The organism is Actinoplanes aureus (genome assembly GCF_015704865.1).
In the GTDB taxonomy this organism is placed as follows: domain Bacteria; phylum Actinomycetota; class Actinomycetes; order Mycobacteriales; family Micromonosporaceae; genus Actinoplanes; species Actinoplanes aureus.
Window position 1 is genome coordinate 121,380 of sequence record NZ_JADQTO010000015.1, and the last position, 16,453, is coordinate 137,832.

General features: G+C 72.2%; 16 protein-coding genes. 7 read left to right on the plus strand and 9 right to left on the minus strand.

What is annotated here, in order from left to right:
- Positions 1-14 precede the first annotated feature (14 nt).
- From I4J89_RS28970 to I4J89_RS28980, 3 genes are read right to left on the minus strand one after another with little or no spacing between them, the layout of a single operon-like run.
- Positions 15-758, minus strand: coding sequence for a hypothetical protein (locus I4J89_RS28970; RefSeq protein ID WP_196417268.1), 744 nt, complete (start codon positions 756-758; stop codon positions 15-17).
- Positions 748-1,209, minus strand: a complete 462-nt coding sequence (locus I4J89_RS28975) for a hypothetical protein (RefSeq protein WP_196417269.1) — start codon at positions 1,207-1,209, stop codon at positions 748-750. Before I4J89_RS28975 ends, I4J89_RS28970 begins: the two co-directional genes overlap by 11 nt.
- Positions 1,206-1,961, minus strand: a complete 756-nt coding sequence (locus I4J89_RS28980) for a GTPase domain-containing protein (protein WP_196417270.1) — start codon at positions 1,959-1,961, stop codon at positions 1,206-1,208. The genes I4J89_RS28975 and I4J89_RS28980 overlap by 4 nt, the downstream gene beginning before the upstream one ends.
- Before the next feature lie 185 nt (positions 1,962-2,146).
- Between I4J89_RS28980 and I4J89_RS28985 the strand changes: the two genes are divergently transcribed.
- Positions 2,147-3,061 carry an ATP-binding cassette domain-containing protein gene (locus I4J89_RS28985; RefSeq protein ID WP_196417271.1) on the plus strand — a complete coding sequence of 305 codons (915 nt, stop codon included), beginning with the start codon at positions 2,147-2,149 and terminating at the stop codon, positions 3,059-3,061.
- On the plus strand, positions 3,058-3,837 hold the full coding sequence (locus I4J89_RS28990; protein ID WP_196417272.1) for an ABC transporter permease: 780 nt from the start codon (positions 3,058-3,060) through the stop codon (positions 3,835-3,837). Before I4J89_RS28985 ends, I4J89_RS28990 begins: the two co-directional genes overlap by 4 nt.
- Here I4J89_RS28990 and I4J89_RS28995 read toward each other — a convergent pair.
- Positions 3,813-6,887 carry an ATP-binding protein gene (locus tag I4J89_RS28995; RefSeq protein ID WP_196417273.1) on the minus strand — a complete coding sequence of 1,025 codons (3,075 nt, stop codon included), beginning with the start codon at positions 6,885-6,887 and terminating at the stop codon, positions 3,813-3,815. The genes I4J89_RS28990 and I4J89_RS28995 overlap by 25 nt on opposite strands.
- Positions 6,888-6,940: 53 nt before the next feature.
- On the opposite strand from I4J89_RS28995, the gene I4J89_RS29000 reads away from it, so the two are divergent.
- Positions 6,941-10,237, plus strand: coding sequence for a serine protease (locus tag I4J89_RS29000; RefSeq protein ID WP_196417274.1), 3,297 nt, complete (start codon positions 6,941-6,943; stop codon positions 10,235-10,237).
- Between the two features lie 9 nt (positions 10,238-10,246).
- Here I4J89_RS29000 and I4J89_RS29005 read toward each other — a convergent pair whose 3' ends face one another.
- Complete coding sequence (locus I4J89_RS29005) at positions 10,247-10,426, minus strand: hypothetical protein (protein ID WP_196417275.1); 180 nt, start codon at positions 10,424-10,426, stop codon at positions 10,247-10,249.
- 174 nt (positions 10,427-10,600) lie between these two features.
- On the opposite strand from I4J89_RS29005, the gene I4J89_RS29010 reads away from it, so the two are divergent.
- Both I4J89_RS29010 and I4J89_RS51620 read left to right on the plus strand, forming a co-directional pair.
- The gene (locus tag I4J89_RS29010; RefSeq protein ID WP_196417276.1) at positions 10,601-11,353 is read left to right on the plus strand and encodes a hypothetical protein; all 753 of its coding nucleotides are present in this window, start codon (positions 10,601-10,603) and stop codon (positions 11,351-11,353) included.
- Positions 11,340-11,924, plus strand: a complete 585-nt coding sequence (locus tag I4J89_RS51620; protein WP_309238517.1) for an STAS domain-containing protein — start codon at positions 11,340-11,342, stop codon at positions 11,922-11,924. Before I4J89_RS29010 ends, I4J89_RS51620 begins: the two co-directional genes overlap by 14 nt.
- Before the next feature lie 63 nt (positions 11,925-11,987).
- Here the strand turns inward: I4J89_RS51620 and I4J89_RS29020 are convergent, their stop codons facing one another.
- Both I4J89_RS29020 and I4J89_RS29025 read right to left on the minus strand, forming a co-directional pair.
- Positions 11,988-12,533: a hypothetical protein gene (locus I4J89_RS29020; RefSeq protein WP_196417277.1), complete on the minus strand. Its 546-nt coding sequence runs from the start codon at positions 12,531-12,533 to the stop codon at positions 11,988-11,990.
- A complete protein-coding gene (locus tag I4J89_RS29025; protein ID WP_196417278.1) occupies positions 12,523-13,242 on the minus strand; it encodes a hypothetical protein in 720 nt (239 codons plus the stop codon). The genes I4J89_RS29020 and I4J89_RS29025 overlap by 11 nt, the downstream gene beginning before the upstream one ends.
- A 75-nt stretch (positions 13,243-13,317) precedes the next feature.
- On the opposite strand from I4J89_RS29025, the gene I4J89_RS29030 reads away from it, so the two are divergent.
- Both I4J89_RS29030 and I4J89_RS49965 read left to right on the plus strand, forming a co-directional pair.
- On the plus strand, positions 13,318-13,770 hold the full coding sequence (locus tag I4J89_RS29030) for a hypothetical protein (RefSeq protein ID WP_196417279.1): 453 nt from the start codon (positions 13,318-13,320) through the stop codon (positions 13,768-13,770).
- A 5-nt stretch (positions 13,771-13,775) separates the two neighbouring features.
- A complete protein-coding gene (locus tag I4J89_RS49965; RefSeq protein ID WP_230859775.1) occupies positions 13,776-14,633 on the plus strand; it encodes a pentapeptide repeat-containing protein in 858 nt (285 codons plus the stop codon).
- A 100-nt stretch (positions 14,634-14,733) separates the two neighbouring features.
- Here I4J89_RS49965 and I4J89_RS29040 read toward each other — a convergent pair whose 3' ends face one another.
- A complete protein-coding gene (locus I4J89_RS29040) occupies positions 14,734-15,123 on the minus strand; it encodes a response regulator transcription factor (protein WP_196417280.1) in 390 nt (129 codons plus the stop codon).
- A 126-nt stretch (positions 15,124-15,249) separates the two neighbouring features.
- The gene (locus I4J89_RS29045) at positions 15,250-16,401 is read right to left on the minus strand and encodes a DUF418 domain-containing protein (protein ID WP_196417281.1); all 1,152 of its coding nucleotides are present in this window, start codon (positions 16,399-16,401) and stop codon (positions 15,250-15,252) included.
- Between the last annotated feature and the right edge of the window lie 52 nt (positions 16,402-16,453).

Below are 16,453 nucleotides of genomic sequence, written 5' to 3' on the forward strand. Positions count from 1 at the left end.
ACCGCGGCGGGAACTCAGGCGAAGGTCATCGTCAGGCTCAGCCGGATGCTGGACGTCTGGCTGCGCAGCACCGTGAGATCCGCGTCGAACGCGGGACCCAGCTTCTTGGCCAGCGACTGAACCTCCGCCGCGGCCGCCACTTCGCGCCTCGCCTCAGAGCTCGTGTCCAGTTCGAGGTCGTGCTGGGTCAGCAGGTTGGCGTCGTACCCGCGCTGGTCGATCAGTCCCATGACGATGTCGTCGGCGGCCAGCCCGGACCCGGTCGCCAAGGCGGTCGCCGCGTCGACGTCGGGCCGGCTACCCGGCCAGGACCAGCAGGCTTTGAGCCGGCGGGCCACCTTGACGGTGGTCTCGTTGCGGAACGAGGCGGACCCTTTTCCGGTCAGCAGGGACAGCTTCGCCCGGGCGCTCTGCCGGCCGTCCTCGGCGATCTCCTGTATCTCGGTCACCTCCAGCCGGGTCGCGCCCAGCCGCTGGCACACCCCCGCGAACAGGAGGAACTTCTGCAGCGACAGCTCCTCGTACGCCGTGGTCGCCTCCAGATACTCACCGGCCCGCCAGATGTTGCGGACCAGCAGAACACCCGGCCGCAGGCGCCCGGCGAGTCGCTGGTGGAGCGGGTCCAGATCCTCGCCGGGGCGCGGCGGCACCGCGACGACCTGAACGTCGGGGTCGGTCAGCAACTCCGGCGCGTAACTGCGGCAGCGGTTGTAGTCGGTCCGGTCGAGCGGCATCACCCGCGCGGGCTCATGCGCCATCACGATCACCTCCCCGCCACCAGGCGGCGAGCCGGGCGAACGGAGCGGCGAGGCGCTCCGGGACGGATCCGGTGCGGTGCCAGGCGTCCACCAGGCTGGTCCGCACACGGCGCCGGTCAGCGGTCACGCCTCCCTCGTGCAGCGCCCCGATCACCTGGGCGGCCGCCGAGGCCCATCGCACCCGGACCGGCCGGTCGATCACTACCGTGGCGTCGATGCGCGGACGGTGGTCGCTCACCCGGGTCTCGACCAGCAGGAGGTCGCCGGCGCGGACGGCACGCACCTCACCGGAGCGCCGGTCGGTTCGAGCGGCCATGACGATGCGCCCGAACTCTCTCTGCACCTCTTCGCGAGCGCTGGTCTCGTCCTCGGCCAGCAGCCGGCCGTCCTGCCAGGTCATCGGCGCCCGGTCCCGGCCGAACTCGACATACACCGTACGGACGCCGCTCACGGTGCCCACCGCAGCAGGTGCTCGGTGATCCGGTCGGTGAGCCGATCAGCGCCGGCCTGGTCGGCGAGGCTCCCGCTGACCAGGCGGACCCGGCGGTCACCGCCGAGCCGGAGAATGACACGGTCGAGCTGCTCGCGAACGTTCTGCTCGTACCGGCTCACCACGGCCGGGTCGCCGCTCCAGCGCGGATCCTGGTCGGTGTGCGTCACCACCACGACGATTCCGACGTGGGGAGGATCGGTGCCTTTCTCCCGCTCCTGGATGATCTTCAAGATGCGGTCGGCGTCGTCCTCCAAACGGAACGGATCACGCATGTGGCGTGGTGCCGGCGTGCGAAGCCGGTCCGCGTTGACCAGATAGAGGATCCAGCGGCCCTGCTCCACCAGGTCGTCCCAGAGGGGCAGATTGTTGATGTGGCCACCGACGTCGACCACCTCGTTGAAGATCAGGACGTCGCCTGACGCCGTCTTCTTCACCACGTCACCGTGCTTCACCGGCGCTTGGGTGTGCCCCGGCACCTCACCCGGCGGGACACCACGCCAGGAATTGATCAAGGTGGTCTTTCCGGCTTCGGACTCACCGAGCACGGCCAGCGAGAACGAGCGCGCGGCGATCCTCGCCTCCGCGGCCACCGCCCGGTACGCCTTGTTCTGCTGGTGGGAACGAGCCGCCTGGGTAGCGCCGTAGGCGATCGCCTGCTGCACCTGCGGTTTGCTGACCACGTCCAGGAACATCTTGAGTATGGGCCCCATGACCTCTCCCCTTGGCCCGGCCACGGCGGCCGGCGGCGTTACCAGGTACGCACCGCCGCACCAACGGGTTGAACACCAACGGTGAATGCGGATTGCCGACAGAACCATTGCGATCAACGAACGCGGCGCCGGTGCTGAAACCGCGGTGAAACCGCCGTGATCCGGGTCGGGGGCACGGTCGGCGGATGACGAACATGGCGATATCGGTGACCGGCCTGCGCCGGTCGTACGGCGACCAACTGGTGCTCGACGGCATCGACCTGGAGGTTCCGGAGGGCACCGTGTTCTCGTTGCTCGGCCCGAACGGGGCCGGCAAGACCACCATGGTCCAGATCCTGTCCACACTGATCGGCGCGGACGCGGGCGAGGTACGCGTCGGCGGTCACGACGTGGCCGCGGAGCCCGATCGGGTACGGGCGGCGATCGGTGTCACCGGACAGTTCTCCGCGGTGGACGACCTGCTCACCGGGGCGGAGAACCTGCGGCTCATGGCCGACCTGAACCACCTGCCTCGGGTCGAGGGCCGGCGACGGGTCGCCGAGCTGCTCGAACGATTCGGTCTCGATGAGGCTGCGGGCAAGGTCGCGGTGCTGTACTCCGGTGGCATGCGGCGCCGGCTCGACCTGGCCATGAGCCTGATCGGCGACCCCCGGGTGATCTTCCTGGACGAGCCGACCACCGGGCTCGACCCGCGCAGCCGGCGGGACATGTGGCAGATCGTCCGGGACCTGGCCGGCCGCGGGGTGACGATCTTCCTGACCACGCAGTACCTGGAGGAGGCGGACCAGCTCGCCGACCGGATCGCGCTGCTCGATCACGGCCGGCTCGTCGCCGAGGGCAGTCCGGCCGAGCTCAAGCGGCTGGTGCCGGGCGGGCACGTCGAGCTGCGGTTCGCCGACGAGCAGGCCCTGGCGGCGGCTGCCGCGGTGCTCGGTGTCGCACCGGACGAGGAATCACTCGTGCTGAAGGTCCCGGGCGACGGCCATGTCCGCACACTGAAAGCTTTGCTGGACCGGCTCGACGCGGAAGCCGTCGAGGTGGACGGGCTGAGCGTGCACACCCCGGACCTCGACGACGTGTTCCTGGCGGTTACGGCATGACGACCTACGCCGTACGGGACTCGACCACGATGCTGCGCCGTCAGCTGCGGCACCTGTCCCGGAACCTGTCGACGATCCTGATGCTGCTCGCCGTACCGATCATCTTCTTGTTGATGTTCGTCTACGTGCTCGGCGGAACCCTCGGTGACGGCCTCAGCGGCGGCGGTCGCCGCGCCTACGTCAACTACGTCACGCCCGGCATCCTGCTCATCACGATCGCCAGCGCGATCCAGGGCACCACCATCTCGGTCGCGATGGACATGACCGGCGGCATCATCGCGCGGTTCCGGACCATGGCGGTGGCGCGGGCGTCGGTGCTGACCGGGCATGTGCTGGGCAGCGTTCTACAGACGCTGATGCAGCTCATCGTGGTTCTCGGGGTGGCGGTGCTGGTCGGCTTCCGGCCCGATGCCACCGCGGCGGAGTGGCTGGCGACCGCCGGGCTGCTGCTCGCGGCGACGTTCGCCCTGGTGTGGCTGGCCGTGGCGATGGGGTTGGCGACCAAGACCGTCGAGGCGGCGAGCAACCTGCCGACGCCGCTGCTGTTGCTCCCGCTCTTCGGCAGCGGGTTCGTGCCGCCCGAGTCGCTGCCGGCCGGGCTGCGGCAGTTCGCCGAGTACCAGCCGTTCACCCCGATCATGGAGACGCTGCGCGGGCTGCTGCTCGGCACGCCGATCGGCGCGAGCGCGGCGGTCGCGTTCGGCTGGTGCGGTGCGATCGCCCTGACCGGGTACGTGTGGGCGAAGTGGCTCTACAACCGGGACCGCACCCGCTGATCGAGCAGGTCGAGGGCCGCCGCCCGGAGTGCCGCCCGGTCCAGGCCGGCGTAGGACGAGACCGCTTCGGCGTACGCCGCCGGGTCGGACCGTTCCGCGTCGGCCCGGGCCGCCGCACCGGACATCGTCGGCTGGAAGGTGCGCAGGAAGCGGAACCGCTCGGCCAGCGCGATCATCCGGGCCGCGGACCGCGTCCGGGCACGCGCCAGCTCGGTGGTGGCGACGGCCAGCAGCAGGGTGCCGCAGACGGTCTCCTCGATCAGGTACGGCGGCGGATCCACCGGCGGATGGGTCAACAGGTGCTCCAGACGCCCGGGCAGACCGTCCGCGACATCGGCCACGAGGTCGAGCCGGTCGTGCCGGGCATGCGCGATGACGGCCGCCGCCAGCGCCTCCACCGTCCACGGGACCACCTCGGTCGACGGCGTGCAGAGGATCTGGTCGACGACCCGGCGCCACAGTCGCAGGCCGGCCTCCACCTCGCCGCCGGCCAGCCGTACCTCGGCCTGGATGCCCAGGTCGTAGCCGACCGCCTGGACCGTCTCCTCGTCGAGGCTGATCTGGGCGAGCCCGTCCAGCCACCGCCCGGCCTCGGCGGTGTCGCCGATCTGGAGGTTGGCCAGGACGAGCCAGGCCCGGACACCGACCGCGTCGGCGCGGGCGCCGAGTCGCTGGAGCACCGGCAGCGCCGCGGTCAGGTTGTCCCGCGCCTCGGCGCCCTGCTCCAGTTGCAGGCAGAGCTCGGCGACCCGGCAGTGCCCGAGGGCACGCGGCCACGGCAGGTCGCGGTCGGTGAAGAGGCCGAGCGTCTGCCGGGCCGCCTTGAGCGCCGCGTCCATGTCGCCGGCGCTCTCCCAGTGGTAGCTGGCGAACATGTTGGCGGCGGCGGCGAGCAGCGGATCGGTGCTGTCGCACAGCCGGTGCAGTTCGGCCGGATCGCGCAGGGCGCCGATCACCCACCCGAGCGCCCGGACCACCGTGTCCGGTGGTGCCGGGCCGAGCCGGCGCAGCGCGACGATCGCCCGTACCGGCCGCGGCCCCTGGTAGCCGAACGTGTAGAGCACGGCCGTGGTCAGGGCGGTCCTGGTCGCCTCGACCAGGGCCGGTTCCGGCCGGTAGTGCGACAGCGTCCAGGCCGTCTGCCGGATCAGCGCGGCCAGCCGGGGACGGTTGGACTCGAGGATCCACATGCCGCCGAGCACCGCGGCGACCGCCGCTACGCAGGCCCGGTCGTCCCGGGCGAGGGCCAGCCGCAGCGCCTGGAGCAGGTTCTCCTGTTCGGCCCGGACCGCGTCGGCGGTGCCGTACGGATCACCGCCGAGCAGATTCCCGTGATGAGCCGTGCCGAAGGCTCGCGCCCACTCCAGGAACCCGGCTGTGGCGTCCTCGGTCTCGCCGGCCTCGGCAAGCCGCGCGGCGCTGAACTCCCGGACCGTCTCCAGCATCCGCAGCCGGGTGTCGGACACCTTGAGCAAGGAGTGGTCCACGAGGTGCTCGAGCACCATGAGCCCGTCCGGGCCGAGCACCTGGCAGGCGGTGTCGGTGGTGAACCCGCCGGGAAACACCGACAGCGCGCGCATCGCCGCCCGGCCCGCCGGATCGAGCAGGTTCCAGCTCCAGTCGACGACCGCGTGCAGCGTGTGGTGGCGCCGGGGCGCGTCCCGGGCGCCGCCGCGCAGCAGGGCGAACCGGTCGTCGAGGCGGCGGGCCACCTCGGACACCGGCATGATCCGGACCCGGGCGGCGGCCAGCTCGATCGCCAGCGGCAAGCCGTCGAGGTGACGGCACAGGTCCCGTACGTCCGCCTCCGGCAGATCGGCGCCGGGCCGGGCCGCCCGGGCGCGCTGCACGAACAGTTCGACGCTCACCGGCAGGCTCAGCTCCGGCAGCTGGTGGACCGACTCCGACGACAGGCCCAGCGGTGTCCGGCTGGTGGTGAGGATCCGCAGGTCGGCGGTGTCCGCCACGCATCCGCGGACCAGGTCGGCGACACCCGCTACGACGTGCTCGCAATTGTCCAGGACCAGCAGCGACGGTCCGTTGGCGAGCGCGTCGGCGATGCCGTCCTCGGTCGCGCCGAGTGCCGCCGCCACCTCCCGGGCCACGTCGTCGTCCGCCGCGATCCCGGCCAGCGGCACGACCGCGACGGTCCGCGCCTCGGCCCGGCGGGCGACGGCGTTGGCGAGCCGGGTCTTGCCGAGTCCACCCGGCCCGACGATCGAGGTGACCCGGGAGACGCGCAGCAGGGACTCCACCGCGGCCACGTCGTCGTCCCGGCCGAGCAGCGGATTGGGTTCGTGCGTGACGCCGTACCGGATGGTGGGTGTGACGCCCCGCAACAACCGCCGGTGCTCGGCCTGCAAGGCCGCACCGGGATCGGCGCCGAGTTCGTCGCGCAGCGCGCGCCGGTAGTTCTCGTAGCGCGCCAGCGCGGAGGCCGGGCCGAGCGTCGCCGCCTCGCAGCGCAGCAGCTCGGCCAGCACCTCCTCGTCGCGCGGATGCTCGGCGGCCAGCTCGGCCAGGCCGTCCACCGCCTCGGCCGGCCGGCCCAGCCGGGCGAGGGCGAGCGCCCGGGCCCGGACCAGCGCACGATGGGCCGCCCGCCGCTCGGCCCGCAGCGCGGCCACCGGACCGCCGGCCTCGTCGGCCGGGCCGGGCCCGGCCGCACCCCACAACGCGAGACCGGCGTCGGCATGCGCCAGCGCGGCATCATGATCACCGGTACGCGCACAGCGCGCGGCCGCCGCGGCCCGGATCAGCACCGCCGAACTGTCCACCTGATCCTCGGCCAGCGTCAGGCGATAGCCGGTCGCCGTCCGCGCGATGACCTCCGCACCGAGCTGGCTCCGCGCCCGCGAGACCAGGATCTGCAGCGCCTTGGCCGGGTTCTCCGGCTGCTCCTCCGGCCAGAGCCCGTCGACCAGCCGCCCGGTGCCGCAGCCGGTGCGCAGATCCGCGGCGAGCAGCGCGAGAAGTCCGCGCAACCGTGGACCCGCGATCTCGGAGTCCCGGAAGGACACCCGGGACAGCAGGACCAGGTCGGGGGTCACGGCACCAGGGTATCGATACGCTCGGACCCCGGAAGCGTGCGGGAGGGAGTCCGATGGCCGGTCCGGCGCTCGTGAAGATCTGGTCGACGGGTGGCGACTTCCGCGGCACCGGGTTCTTCGTGGCCGCGCGGACCGTCGTGACGTGCGCGCACGTGATCGAGCACGACGAGGACGTCGTGATCGGCTGGTCGGGGCCGGACCTGCGCGGGCGGGTGCTGGTACGCGACCCGGCGAGCCGCGACGGTGCCCGCTACTACCCCGGGCCGGACATCGCGTTCATCGGCGTCGACACCTTCGACAACCCGGCCGTCTTCCTGGACGACAGCGCCCTGGACCGCAGGCTGGAGTCGCTGTTCGTCGAGGGGTTCAGCATCAACAACCCGACCGGTGCGGTGGCACTGGAACGCCGCCGGGTGCCGGTGCTCGGCGAGTCGGACCGCTACCAGCTGCTCAGCGACGCCCACATCGTGCCCGGCATGAGCGGATCACCGGTGGTCGAGGCGGACGGCTCGGAGAGCGTGCGCGGCATGCTCAAGTCGGGGCGGCTCGCCCAGGGCAACAGCGCCTACATGATCCCGGCGTGGGAGATCAAACGGTCGTTCCGGCTGCACAAGCGGCTGCTGCGGGCCCACATGAGCGATCTTCCGCCGCTCGTGCGGCCGCAGGCCGGTACACCGCTGCACATGCTGCTGACCGCGCAGCGCGAGGTCGCCAAGCGGTACCCGTACCGGGTGGCGACGCTGACCCGGCGCGAACCGCCGCCGCTGTCCAGTGTCTACGTCGAGCAGCGCACCCGGGCCAGCACGGCCGGGGCACAGGTGATCAGCCCGGTCGAGCTGCTGCACCGGCACCGCAACGCGCTGCTCGTCGGCGGTGCGGGCGGCGGGAAGAGCACGCTGATCCAGCAGCTGGTGGCGACGTCCGCCGGCTGGTGGCTGCACGAGCCGGACGGCGCGCCCGAGCCGCCGCTGGGCCGGGTGGTCGCGGTCCGCGCCGCGGCCCAGGACCTGCTGGGCGGCGCCTGGTACGCCTCGCTGGCCAGGGCCGTCAACAACGACCTCGGTGGCCGCCTCGACGTCCTGCTCACCCCGGAACACTTCGAGCAGCCGCCGGTGCCGGGCGCCGACTGGCTGATCCTGGTGGACGGCCTGGACGAGGTGCTCGACCGGGGCCGGCGCCGGGAACTGGTCGACGTGCTCGGCTTCCGGGTCGGCCGGTACGGCTCCACCACCCGGTTCGTGGTGGCCAGCCGCCCGCTCGACGACCGCGAGTTCGCCCGGCTGCACGCCAGCCTGACCGGCAGCGACCGCACCAAGCGGCTCGGCGAGTACGATCTGCGCCCCTTCGACTGGGAGGCGGTACGCCAGTTCGCCGCCAACTGGTTCCGCCCGGCGGACGCCGAACAGTCCCCGGTCGAGCCCGCCGACTTCCTCGAGGCGATCGGCACCGCCGGGCTGGCACCGCTCGTGGAGGTGCCACTGCTGGCCACCATCGCCGCGATCGTCTACGAGGAGAAGCCGAACCTGCCACTCCCCCTCGACCGGGCCGGCCTGTACGAGACGTTCGTCCGGGTGCTGCTGACCCTGCGGGAGCAGCGGATCGGCGTACGGTCGGCGCTGCGCGAGCAACTCGCCCGGCTGGGGCAGCAGGCGGAGGCGTTCGGCGAGCGGATGCTCGACGACCGGCTCGCCTGCCTGAGCTTCCTCGCCGTGCAGTACCTGCGGCATCGCCGGCGGCTCGGCGACGCCCTCCAGGACTGGCTGCGCGAGCAGTATCCCCGGCCGCCGCTCGGCGTCACCGTCGAGCACCTGCGCGACCTGCTGGTCGACACCGGCCTGGTGGCGGTCTACGGCGACGATCTGGTCTTCATCCACCAGAGCTTCGCCGAATATCTCGCCTCGCTGAAGCTGGTCGACGAGTTCGACCCGGACGCCTGGCTGCAACGGGTACGGCGCAGCGGCGCGGACAGCCTCGGCCTGTTCACCCTGGCGGCCTGGGGCGACGCCGGCCACGACACCCGGCCGGTCGTCGAGGCGCTGATGGCGCCCGGCGAGAAACGGCAGTACCCGCACCTGCGCCAGGCCGCCGCGATGATCCAGGACGGTGGGGTCCTGGTCTCCGGCGACACCAGCGAGATCATCGAACTCGCCGAGACGGCCGTGCGGCAGGTCGCCGACGCGCCGGCGGTCGTCGACGTACTGCGGGCGATCCTGCAACGCACCCGGGACGCGGCCCGGGTGGTCCGGCTGGTCGGCGACGGCGGGCTGTCCATCCGCAAACGCGCCGAGGCCGCCCGGGTCCTGGTCACCAGCGAGAATCCCGCGGATCACCAGATCGGCCTCGCCGAGCTGCTCAAACTCGCGTACGGCACCGAGCTGCGTGAGGCCGACCGGCTGTGGGCGCTGTACGTCGTCGTCGAGGTGGCACCCCGGCACGAACGGCGGCACGCGGTGCAGCGGCTCGCCCAGTACGTGGAGACCGCTCACGACCTCGGCCTGCGGATGACGGCCCTGGACCTGCTGCACCGCGCCGGGGAGATGCCGGCCGCGGCCGCCGCGCTGCTGCGCCGCATGCTCGACCCGAGCCGTCCGGACGCCGATCGCGAGGAGGCCGGCTCGCTGCTGGTGCTCTGCATGGACGTGTACCGGCCGGCTCAGGCGCCGCCGGATCTGGTCGACCTCGGCGACGAGCTGGCCGAACAGACCTGGCAGGCGGTCACACCGTGGACGGCGCCGCTCGACGACGCCACCCGGCTCGCGGTCCGCCGGCTGGCCGCCGGGGCCGGTGTCCGGCAGGCGGCGTCCACGGTGGGCCGGCTCATCCGTACCCGGCCCGTCGGCTGGGAGTCTCGGACGGACGTGATCACCAGGCTCGGCCGCCCCACCGCGGCCAGGCGCGGGCCGGTCGCCTCCCCGTGGGAGCCGGTCTCCTGGCAAGCCGTGACCCTGCTCGCCGCCGACCACGCCGCCCCCTGGTACGACCGGCTCCACCTGCTGCTCGACTACGCCCGGCAGGTGCCCGAACGGGACGACGACGTGACCACGCTGCTGCGGCAGCGGCTGCACGTGCCGCGGACGCCGAGACGCGAACAGCGAGCCGTGCTCGAGGCGCTGCTCACCCGCGTCGACGTCGACGACATGCGCACGCTGGCCGATGACACCGGCCTGCCGGTGCGGTTGCGGGCCACCGCGGCGGTGGCGTACGGCGTGCAGAAGCGGGACCGGTCGGCGGCCCATTCGCTGCTGACCGCCCTGGCACAGACCACCGGAGCGCCGCTGTGGGAACGGGCCGGCTGCGTGACGCGGCGCTGGGCCCTGCCAGTGCTGATCTGGCTGGAAACCCTCGGTTGAGCACGTCCATCAGGTACGCCCGATGAGGCTGTGGAACAGCGCCACCGCCGCACCCGCCGCGCCCCCGCCCCAGAGCACCGCACCGGGAAGGGAGCGGTCGGCCAGGTAGGACAGCACTCCGGCCAGCACACCCACCACGAGCGCCACCAGCAGGATGACCGTGGTGCGCACTGTCAGTAACGGCATCATCAGACCTCCGGTTTGTGCGACAAACGCCCCGTATTACGTGCCACAGTGCGACTCAACCCACGGCCGGAAAAAGTCCGGCGGAGCCCGTGGGGAACTCGGCACCGGCGCACTTAGGAAGGTCATCCAGGACACGGCTCCAGGCGAGCCGATAGAACCGGAGAGGCAGCGGCGACAGTGGCCCGGCACGACGACGAAGCGGTGGGCAACGGGCCCGCCGCCGACCGTCAGGAGCAGCTGCGACGCCGGATCGGCGACCGGAAGCTGCGGGACGCCCTCGCGGCCGAGGACTTCACCGGGCGGCGCTACCGCCGGTTCGAGGAGGAACTGGCCGCGTACGGGCTCGCGGTGCTGCGCGGGTGGCTGCACTCGGGCTACATCTTCCAGCTCACCGCCGCTCGCGGCTTCCCGCTCAAGCCCACCGGCCAGGAGCTGGCCGAGCTGCACCGGAACTCGGACCTGCGCGAGGAACTGGCCAACATGACGGTCGCGCTCACGCTCCCCCGATTCCGCCGGCAGGCGCTGGTCGACGGTGGCTGGCGGAGCGACTCCGGCGCGAGCCTGCCCACCTACTTCATGGGCGCCACCCTCTACGTGTTCCCGAACCAGTTCCGCGAGTACCGGGCCTACCAGAACCGATACACCAGAGCCGCGCACGCGGAGGGGGTGCTGTTGCAGCCGTACGGCAGCCCGCTCAACGACCCGGCCGCGATCGCGCTCGGTGGCCTGCGCGTCCAGGAGGAACTGCGCGGCCTGGACGAGCGGACCGCGGCGGTGGTCGCATTGAACCTCGCCGGCTACCACCAGGAGGAGATCGCCGAACTGCTCTCCATGCCCTCGCCGCGCACCGTCGAGGGCATCCTGTACCGGTGGCGTACCAGAGCCAGGCAGCGGACCGGGACGGGAGGTGACGGCGATGCCGGCGAATGACGACGAGTTCGAAGCCCTGATCGAGCAGTCCTCGCTCGGCTCCGAGGGTGCCCGCCGGCTGCGCCGGCGTACGTCCCGCCGGCAGGTCGACGCCGTCCGCCGCATTGCGGAGGAGCACGAGCGCGGGTCAGGGGATGCCGCAGGTCCGCATCCCGGCGCCCGCCCTTCCGCCGCCCGGCCGGCACCGGACAGCCCCCGGCAGCCCGGGCAACCCATGCCGGCCGGCATCGGAGCCACCGCCATCGCGACGGTCACCGAAGACCGCTCGGACGTAGCCGTCCTGCACCTGCGGGGCGAACTCGACGCCGACACCGCCCCCCAGCTGCAGGCCACGCTCAGCCAGCTGCTCGAACGCCCGGTGCCGCGCATCGTGGTCGACCTGACCGCGCTGAAGTTCTGCGACAGCGTGGGCCTGAGCGCCCTGATCACGTCCCGCCAGGTGATCCTCGCCCGAGGCGGCTGGCTCCGCCTGGCCGGAGCCAACCCCTTCCTCGCCGCGTTGCTGGACACGGTAGGGCTGAGCACGTACTTCCCGACCTTCCCCAGCGTGGCCGCCGCCCTCGACGCCTGAACCCCACTTCCTCGGTACGCGTGACCGGCGAGCAAACCTCGACCCTGGACAGGCATCAAGGCGTCATGCCCACGGCACCCGGATGTCGGGCAGGGCCGTGCGGGTCTGCTGCCACCAGGCGCCGATCGGGTCGGCGCAGCCGGCCGCCGGGTGGCGCGTGCAGTAGCCGCGGCTCCAGGCGATGACCAGAGCCACCCCGGCCAGGAGCAGCAGCGTCGAGTTGAACCGGGCCAGCCACCATCCGAACTGGAGGACCCGGTAGCGGGTCACCCCTCGCACCCCGCGGGAGCCGGTGATCGCCCAGTCGCCGATCGCGTAGTGGGCGGCGGTCAGTGGCAGCCGGAACAACCGGAACAGCCGCGCGAAACCGACGTCGACCAGCAGCGCGGCGGTGACAAGCACGGCGGTGACCACGCTGACCGCCGGGATCAGCAGGTAGCGGCCGATCCACGGGAGCACCCGGTGCACGACGAAGCGGGGCGTCACCAACAGCACGGCGACCACGATCGGCACCACCAGGTAGCCGCGGAGTTCGCCGGGCAGCCAGGTCAGCTGTTGTCGCAGCCAGTCGGAGAGAAGGTCGTAGAGACCGAGGGCGTCACCGGTCATCGAGGACGTCACCCATCCGGGTCACCACGTCGTGGAAGCGGGCGAGCGCGCGCCCGGCCGCGCCTTCGGTGCCGTGCTCGGCGAGCGCCTGGCGGGCCAGTTCGGTCAGCTCCTGGACCAGCTGGGCCGGGTCGGCACCGCCGGGATCGCCGGGGTCGGGTTCCTCGTCGTCGGCGACCAGCGCCTGGATGACGCGTTCGCCGGTGAGGACGTCGGTGGCGGACACGGAGACCCGCAGTTCGTCCAGCCGTACGCCGCCGGGCACGGTCACACCGTCGGCGAAGGCGGTGGTCAGCCGTTCGCGTACCTCGTCGGCGGTGTCCGCCTTGGGATCGAGCGCGGCGGTGACGTGCTCGCGCAGCTCGGTGACGCAGGCGTACTCCAGGTCGCTGATCCGGTTGGCGACCACCTCGACCGGGTCGACGACCGTCCAGCGGCCCTCGACGTCGGCGGTGAGCGACGCTCCGATCGGGAACGACGCCCGGAAGCCGTGCGGTGCGGTGTCGATGCGGTAGCCGGTGCGCGGTCCGAAGAGGAGCATCTCACCGGCCGTCCAGCCGCCCGGCGGCACCCGCAACTGGCCGGCCCGGGTACGGAACACCAGTGCCGTCCCGGGCGCCGGAACCCGGGACCGGTTCAGCGGGAAACGCCGAAGCTCCTCGATGTACAGGATCGGGTTGGAGAAGCCCACCCCTGACGGCCCGGACAAGTATGCTCCTCGGCGAAACGGCAGCGACGCTCAAACTGGGCAGTCATCGTAACCAGTCACTCGCGGAAGGTGACCATGCAAGTTTCCGACGCCGGCCGTCTACTGTCGATCGAGGTCCGGTCCGCCGACGGCCGGCCACTCGGCCGGGTCGGCACCGTCTACATCGCCGACGGTTCGGTGCAGCCGCTGCTGGTCTCGTTCCCCGCCGACCGGGACACCCCGTTCGTGGCACCGCTGTTCGGCGCCGAGCTCACCCCGGACGCTCTGGTGCTGGGCTATTCCGCCGAACGAGTGACCGCCGGCCCGGCCGTCGACGCCGAGGCGCGGCTGTCGGTCGGTGAGATCGCCGCCGTGCTCGCCTACTACGGCCGGGCGGTGACGGTCGACCGGCCGCTCACCGAGCGGGTGCAGGGTGTCGGCGACGTCGGTTTCAACCATGCCGACGTGCGGGCGGTACCCCGGATGCCGGAGATCGGCGACGACGATCTGCCGCCGATCGTAGTGACCCGCCCCTCGCACTCGGGGTGACGCCGATGACCGCGCCGGACCTGGAACCGACCCCGTCCCCGCTCGTCCTCGCCAACCAGCGCATCCGCGACACCGCGAAGTGGCTGATCGCCAGCGCGGCCGGCGTCGGTGCCGCGCTGATCGCCGGCAGCCAGCTGGCCGGCATCGGCCGTCTCGACGTCGGCTGGCCGACCAGCGCCGCCACCGCCCGGCTCTGGGTGGCCGGTGCCGGCGCCTTGCTCGGGCTCGGAGCCGTGGTGTTCGCGATCGCCGGCGCGGTCCGGGTGCTGCTGCCGATGCAGGTGCTGGTCTCCGACCTCGCCGACAACTGGGACGATCCGTCGCCGCGGCTGCGGCCGGTGGTGGAGTTCCTGAAACGCCGGCCGAAGTTCCTGCAAGGCACCAAGAGCCCCGGTGAGCTGATCAGCCGGCGGGCCGGGATGGTCGCCCAGCTCGGCAAGCCGGGCGCCGACCCGCGCCTGCGCGAACGGATCGAGGCGATGGACCGGCGCATCGAGGCGGTCGAGGACGTGGCCAGCCACGAGGCGCTCAAGGCGACGTTCGAACGCTGCCTGCGGCGGTTACTGGTGGCGGCGCTGGTCGCGGCCATCGGGATCATCGCGTACGCGTGGGCCGCCAACCCACCGCCGAAAACCGTCACGGCCGACCTGCGCAACGCCCGGCTCACCGGAGCGTTCCTGCGCGACGCCGACCTGCGCAACGCCAAGCTCGACGGCGCCGACCTGACCGGCGCGGACCTCACCGGCGCCGATCTGACGGGCGCGTCCCTTGTGAAGGTTGTCTGGTCGCGTACGACCTGCCCGGACGGCACGGCCAGCGACGAGAACGGCGACACTTGCCAGGGCCACCTGAGCCCCGGCTAGAGCGCTTCCGTAGTCAGGGCCCCCAAGCGGTGATCTTGCTTGGCCCACGCTCAATGCTGTCTCGACGGCCGCCAGACAGCACCCACGTTGGGCCGGCTCGTTACGCGTACCTCAATGCCTTTTCGGTGATCACCGAGCGCAACTCCTCCACCAGCCGGCGCGGAGAGACCGGCTTGGGCAGGTAGCGGTCGGCGCCGGCGGTCATGCCGGCGGCGACGTCGTACTGGTGGACGCCGGCCGAGAGCATCAGGATGCCGGTGTCGCGGGTTGCCGGGTTCTCCCGGACCAGCCGGCACAGGTCGAGGCCGTTCATGTCGGGCATCCGGACGTCGGTGATCAGAGCGACCGGGCCCGCGACCGCGAGAAGCTTCGCGGCGGTCCGGCCGTCGCGGGCGCCGAGCGTCTCGAAGCCGGCGTTCTCCAGCGCGAAGGAGATCAACTCGCGCACGTCGCGGTCGTCCTCGGCGATCAGAACCAGGTTCTCGTTCATGGGATTCTCTCTCGGTCCGGCCGGTCACGACATTGCGGTTGCCGTGCTTCCGGTCGGCTCTTCGGCGTGGCGGTGCGGGCATGCAGGCATATCCGGGTGCGGGGCGGTTGCGTGTGGGTTTCGCGGTCACCGCCGGTAGGTGACCCGGCGGACGAGCGTCTCGAACGGGCCCCGCCGGCCGGCCCGGCGCATCCGGTCGGCGATCAGGACGGTGACCGCCCAGGTCACCGCCGCCAGCAGCGCCGTGGTGGTGACCGTCAGCGTGCCGGACAGGTCGAGCAGGAACGGCGTGAACACCACCGCCCAGGTCACCGACTGCATCAGGTAGCAGCTCATCGAGCGCTGGCCGGTGGCGACGATCGCCTCGGTGACCGGGCCGCGCCGTCGCCCGAGGCGCACCGCGAGCAGCGCGATCAGGGCGGCGTATCCGAATCCGCCGAGGGTGCCGGTCGTGCTGTGCAGCGCCGCCGACCAGTTCAGCGCCGGCTGGTCCGGGGCGGTGGTCACGCCGGCGAGCAGCAGCGCGATCGGCTGGGCGCCCAGCACCGCGGCGCCCAGGCCACCGGCGGCGACGATCGCGAGCAGCCGCCGGTGCTGCTCCGGCCGTTCCAGGATGCGGCGGCGGCCGGCCCACAGGCCCACCGCGAACGGGCAGAGGAAGCCGATCGGCCCGAGTGCGGCGATGAACAGTGCCGCCGGAATCCGGTCGGTGAACATGCCGGCCAGATCCGGCGGCAGCATCGCCGCGTCCGGCCCGGTCCGGCTGATCGTGAACAGGTCATCGCTCGGCACGGCGTTCAGCGCCAGGAACGCCACGGCGACCGCCAGCAGCCAGCGGTCCTTCCAGAAGATCAGCCAGACGCCGGCGAACAGCAGTACACCGTAGGCCGCCAGGATGTCTCCGACGAAGAACAGCATGGCGTCGGCCAGGCCGACTACCACCAGCACGGCACTGCGGCGCCAGAGCAGACGGCGTACGCCCCACCGGCCCCGTTCCTGCTGCCGGCGCACGATCTGCGCGACGCCGTAGCCGAAGAGCAGCCCGAACATCGGGAAGGCCCGGCCGTCCACGAACGTCGTCAGCAGCCAGATCACCCCCGCGTCGACCGGTGTTCCGTCCTGCGGATAGCCACCGAAGACCACCGGGGACCGCAGGAAGAAGTGCGTGTTCGCGAGCGCGATGAACAGCAGCATGAACCCGCGCGCCAGGTCCGGGCCGAGCGCCCGTTCGGCCGGTTCGGTCGCGCCCGGTAGTCGTACCTCTGTTCGGATGCTCATGATCCGAACGTAGGGCCGCGGGCCGGGCCTCAGCAGTGACCGGAAGTCGGTC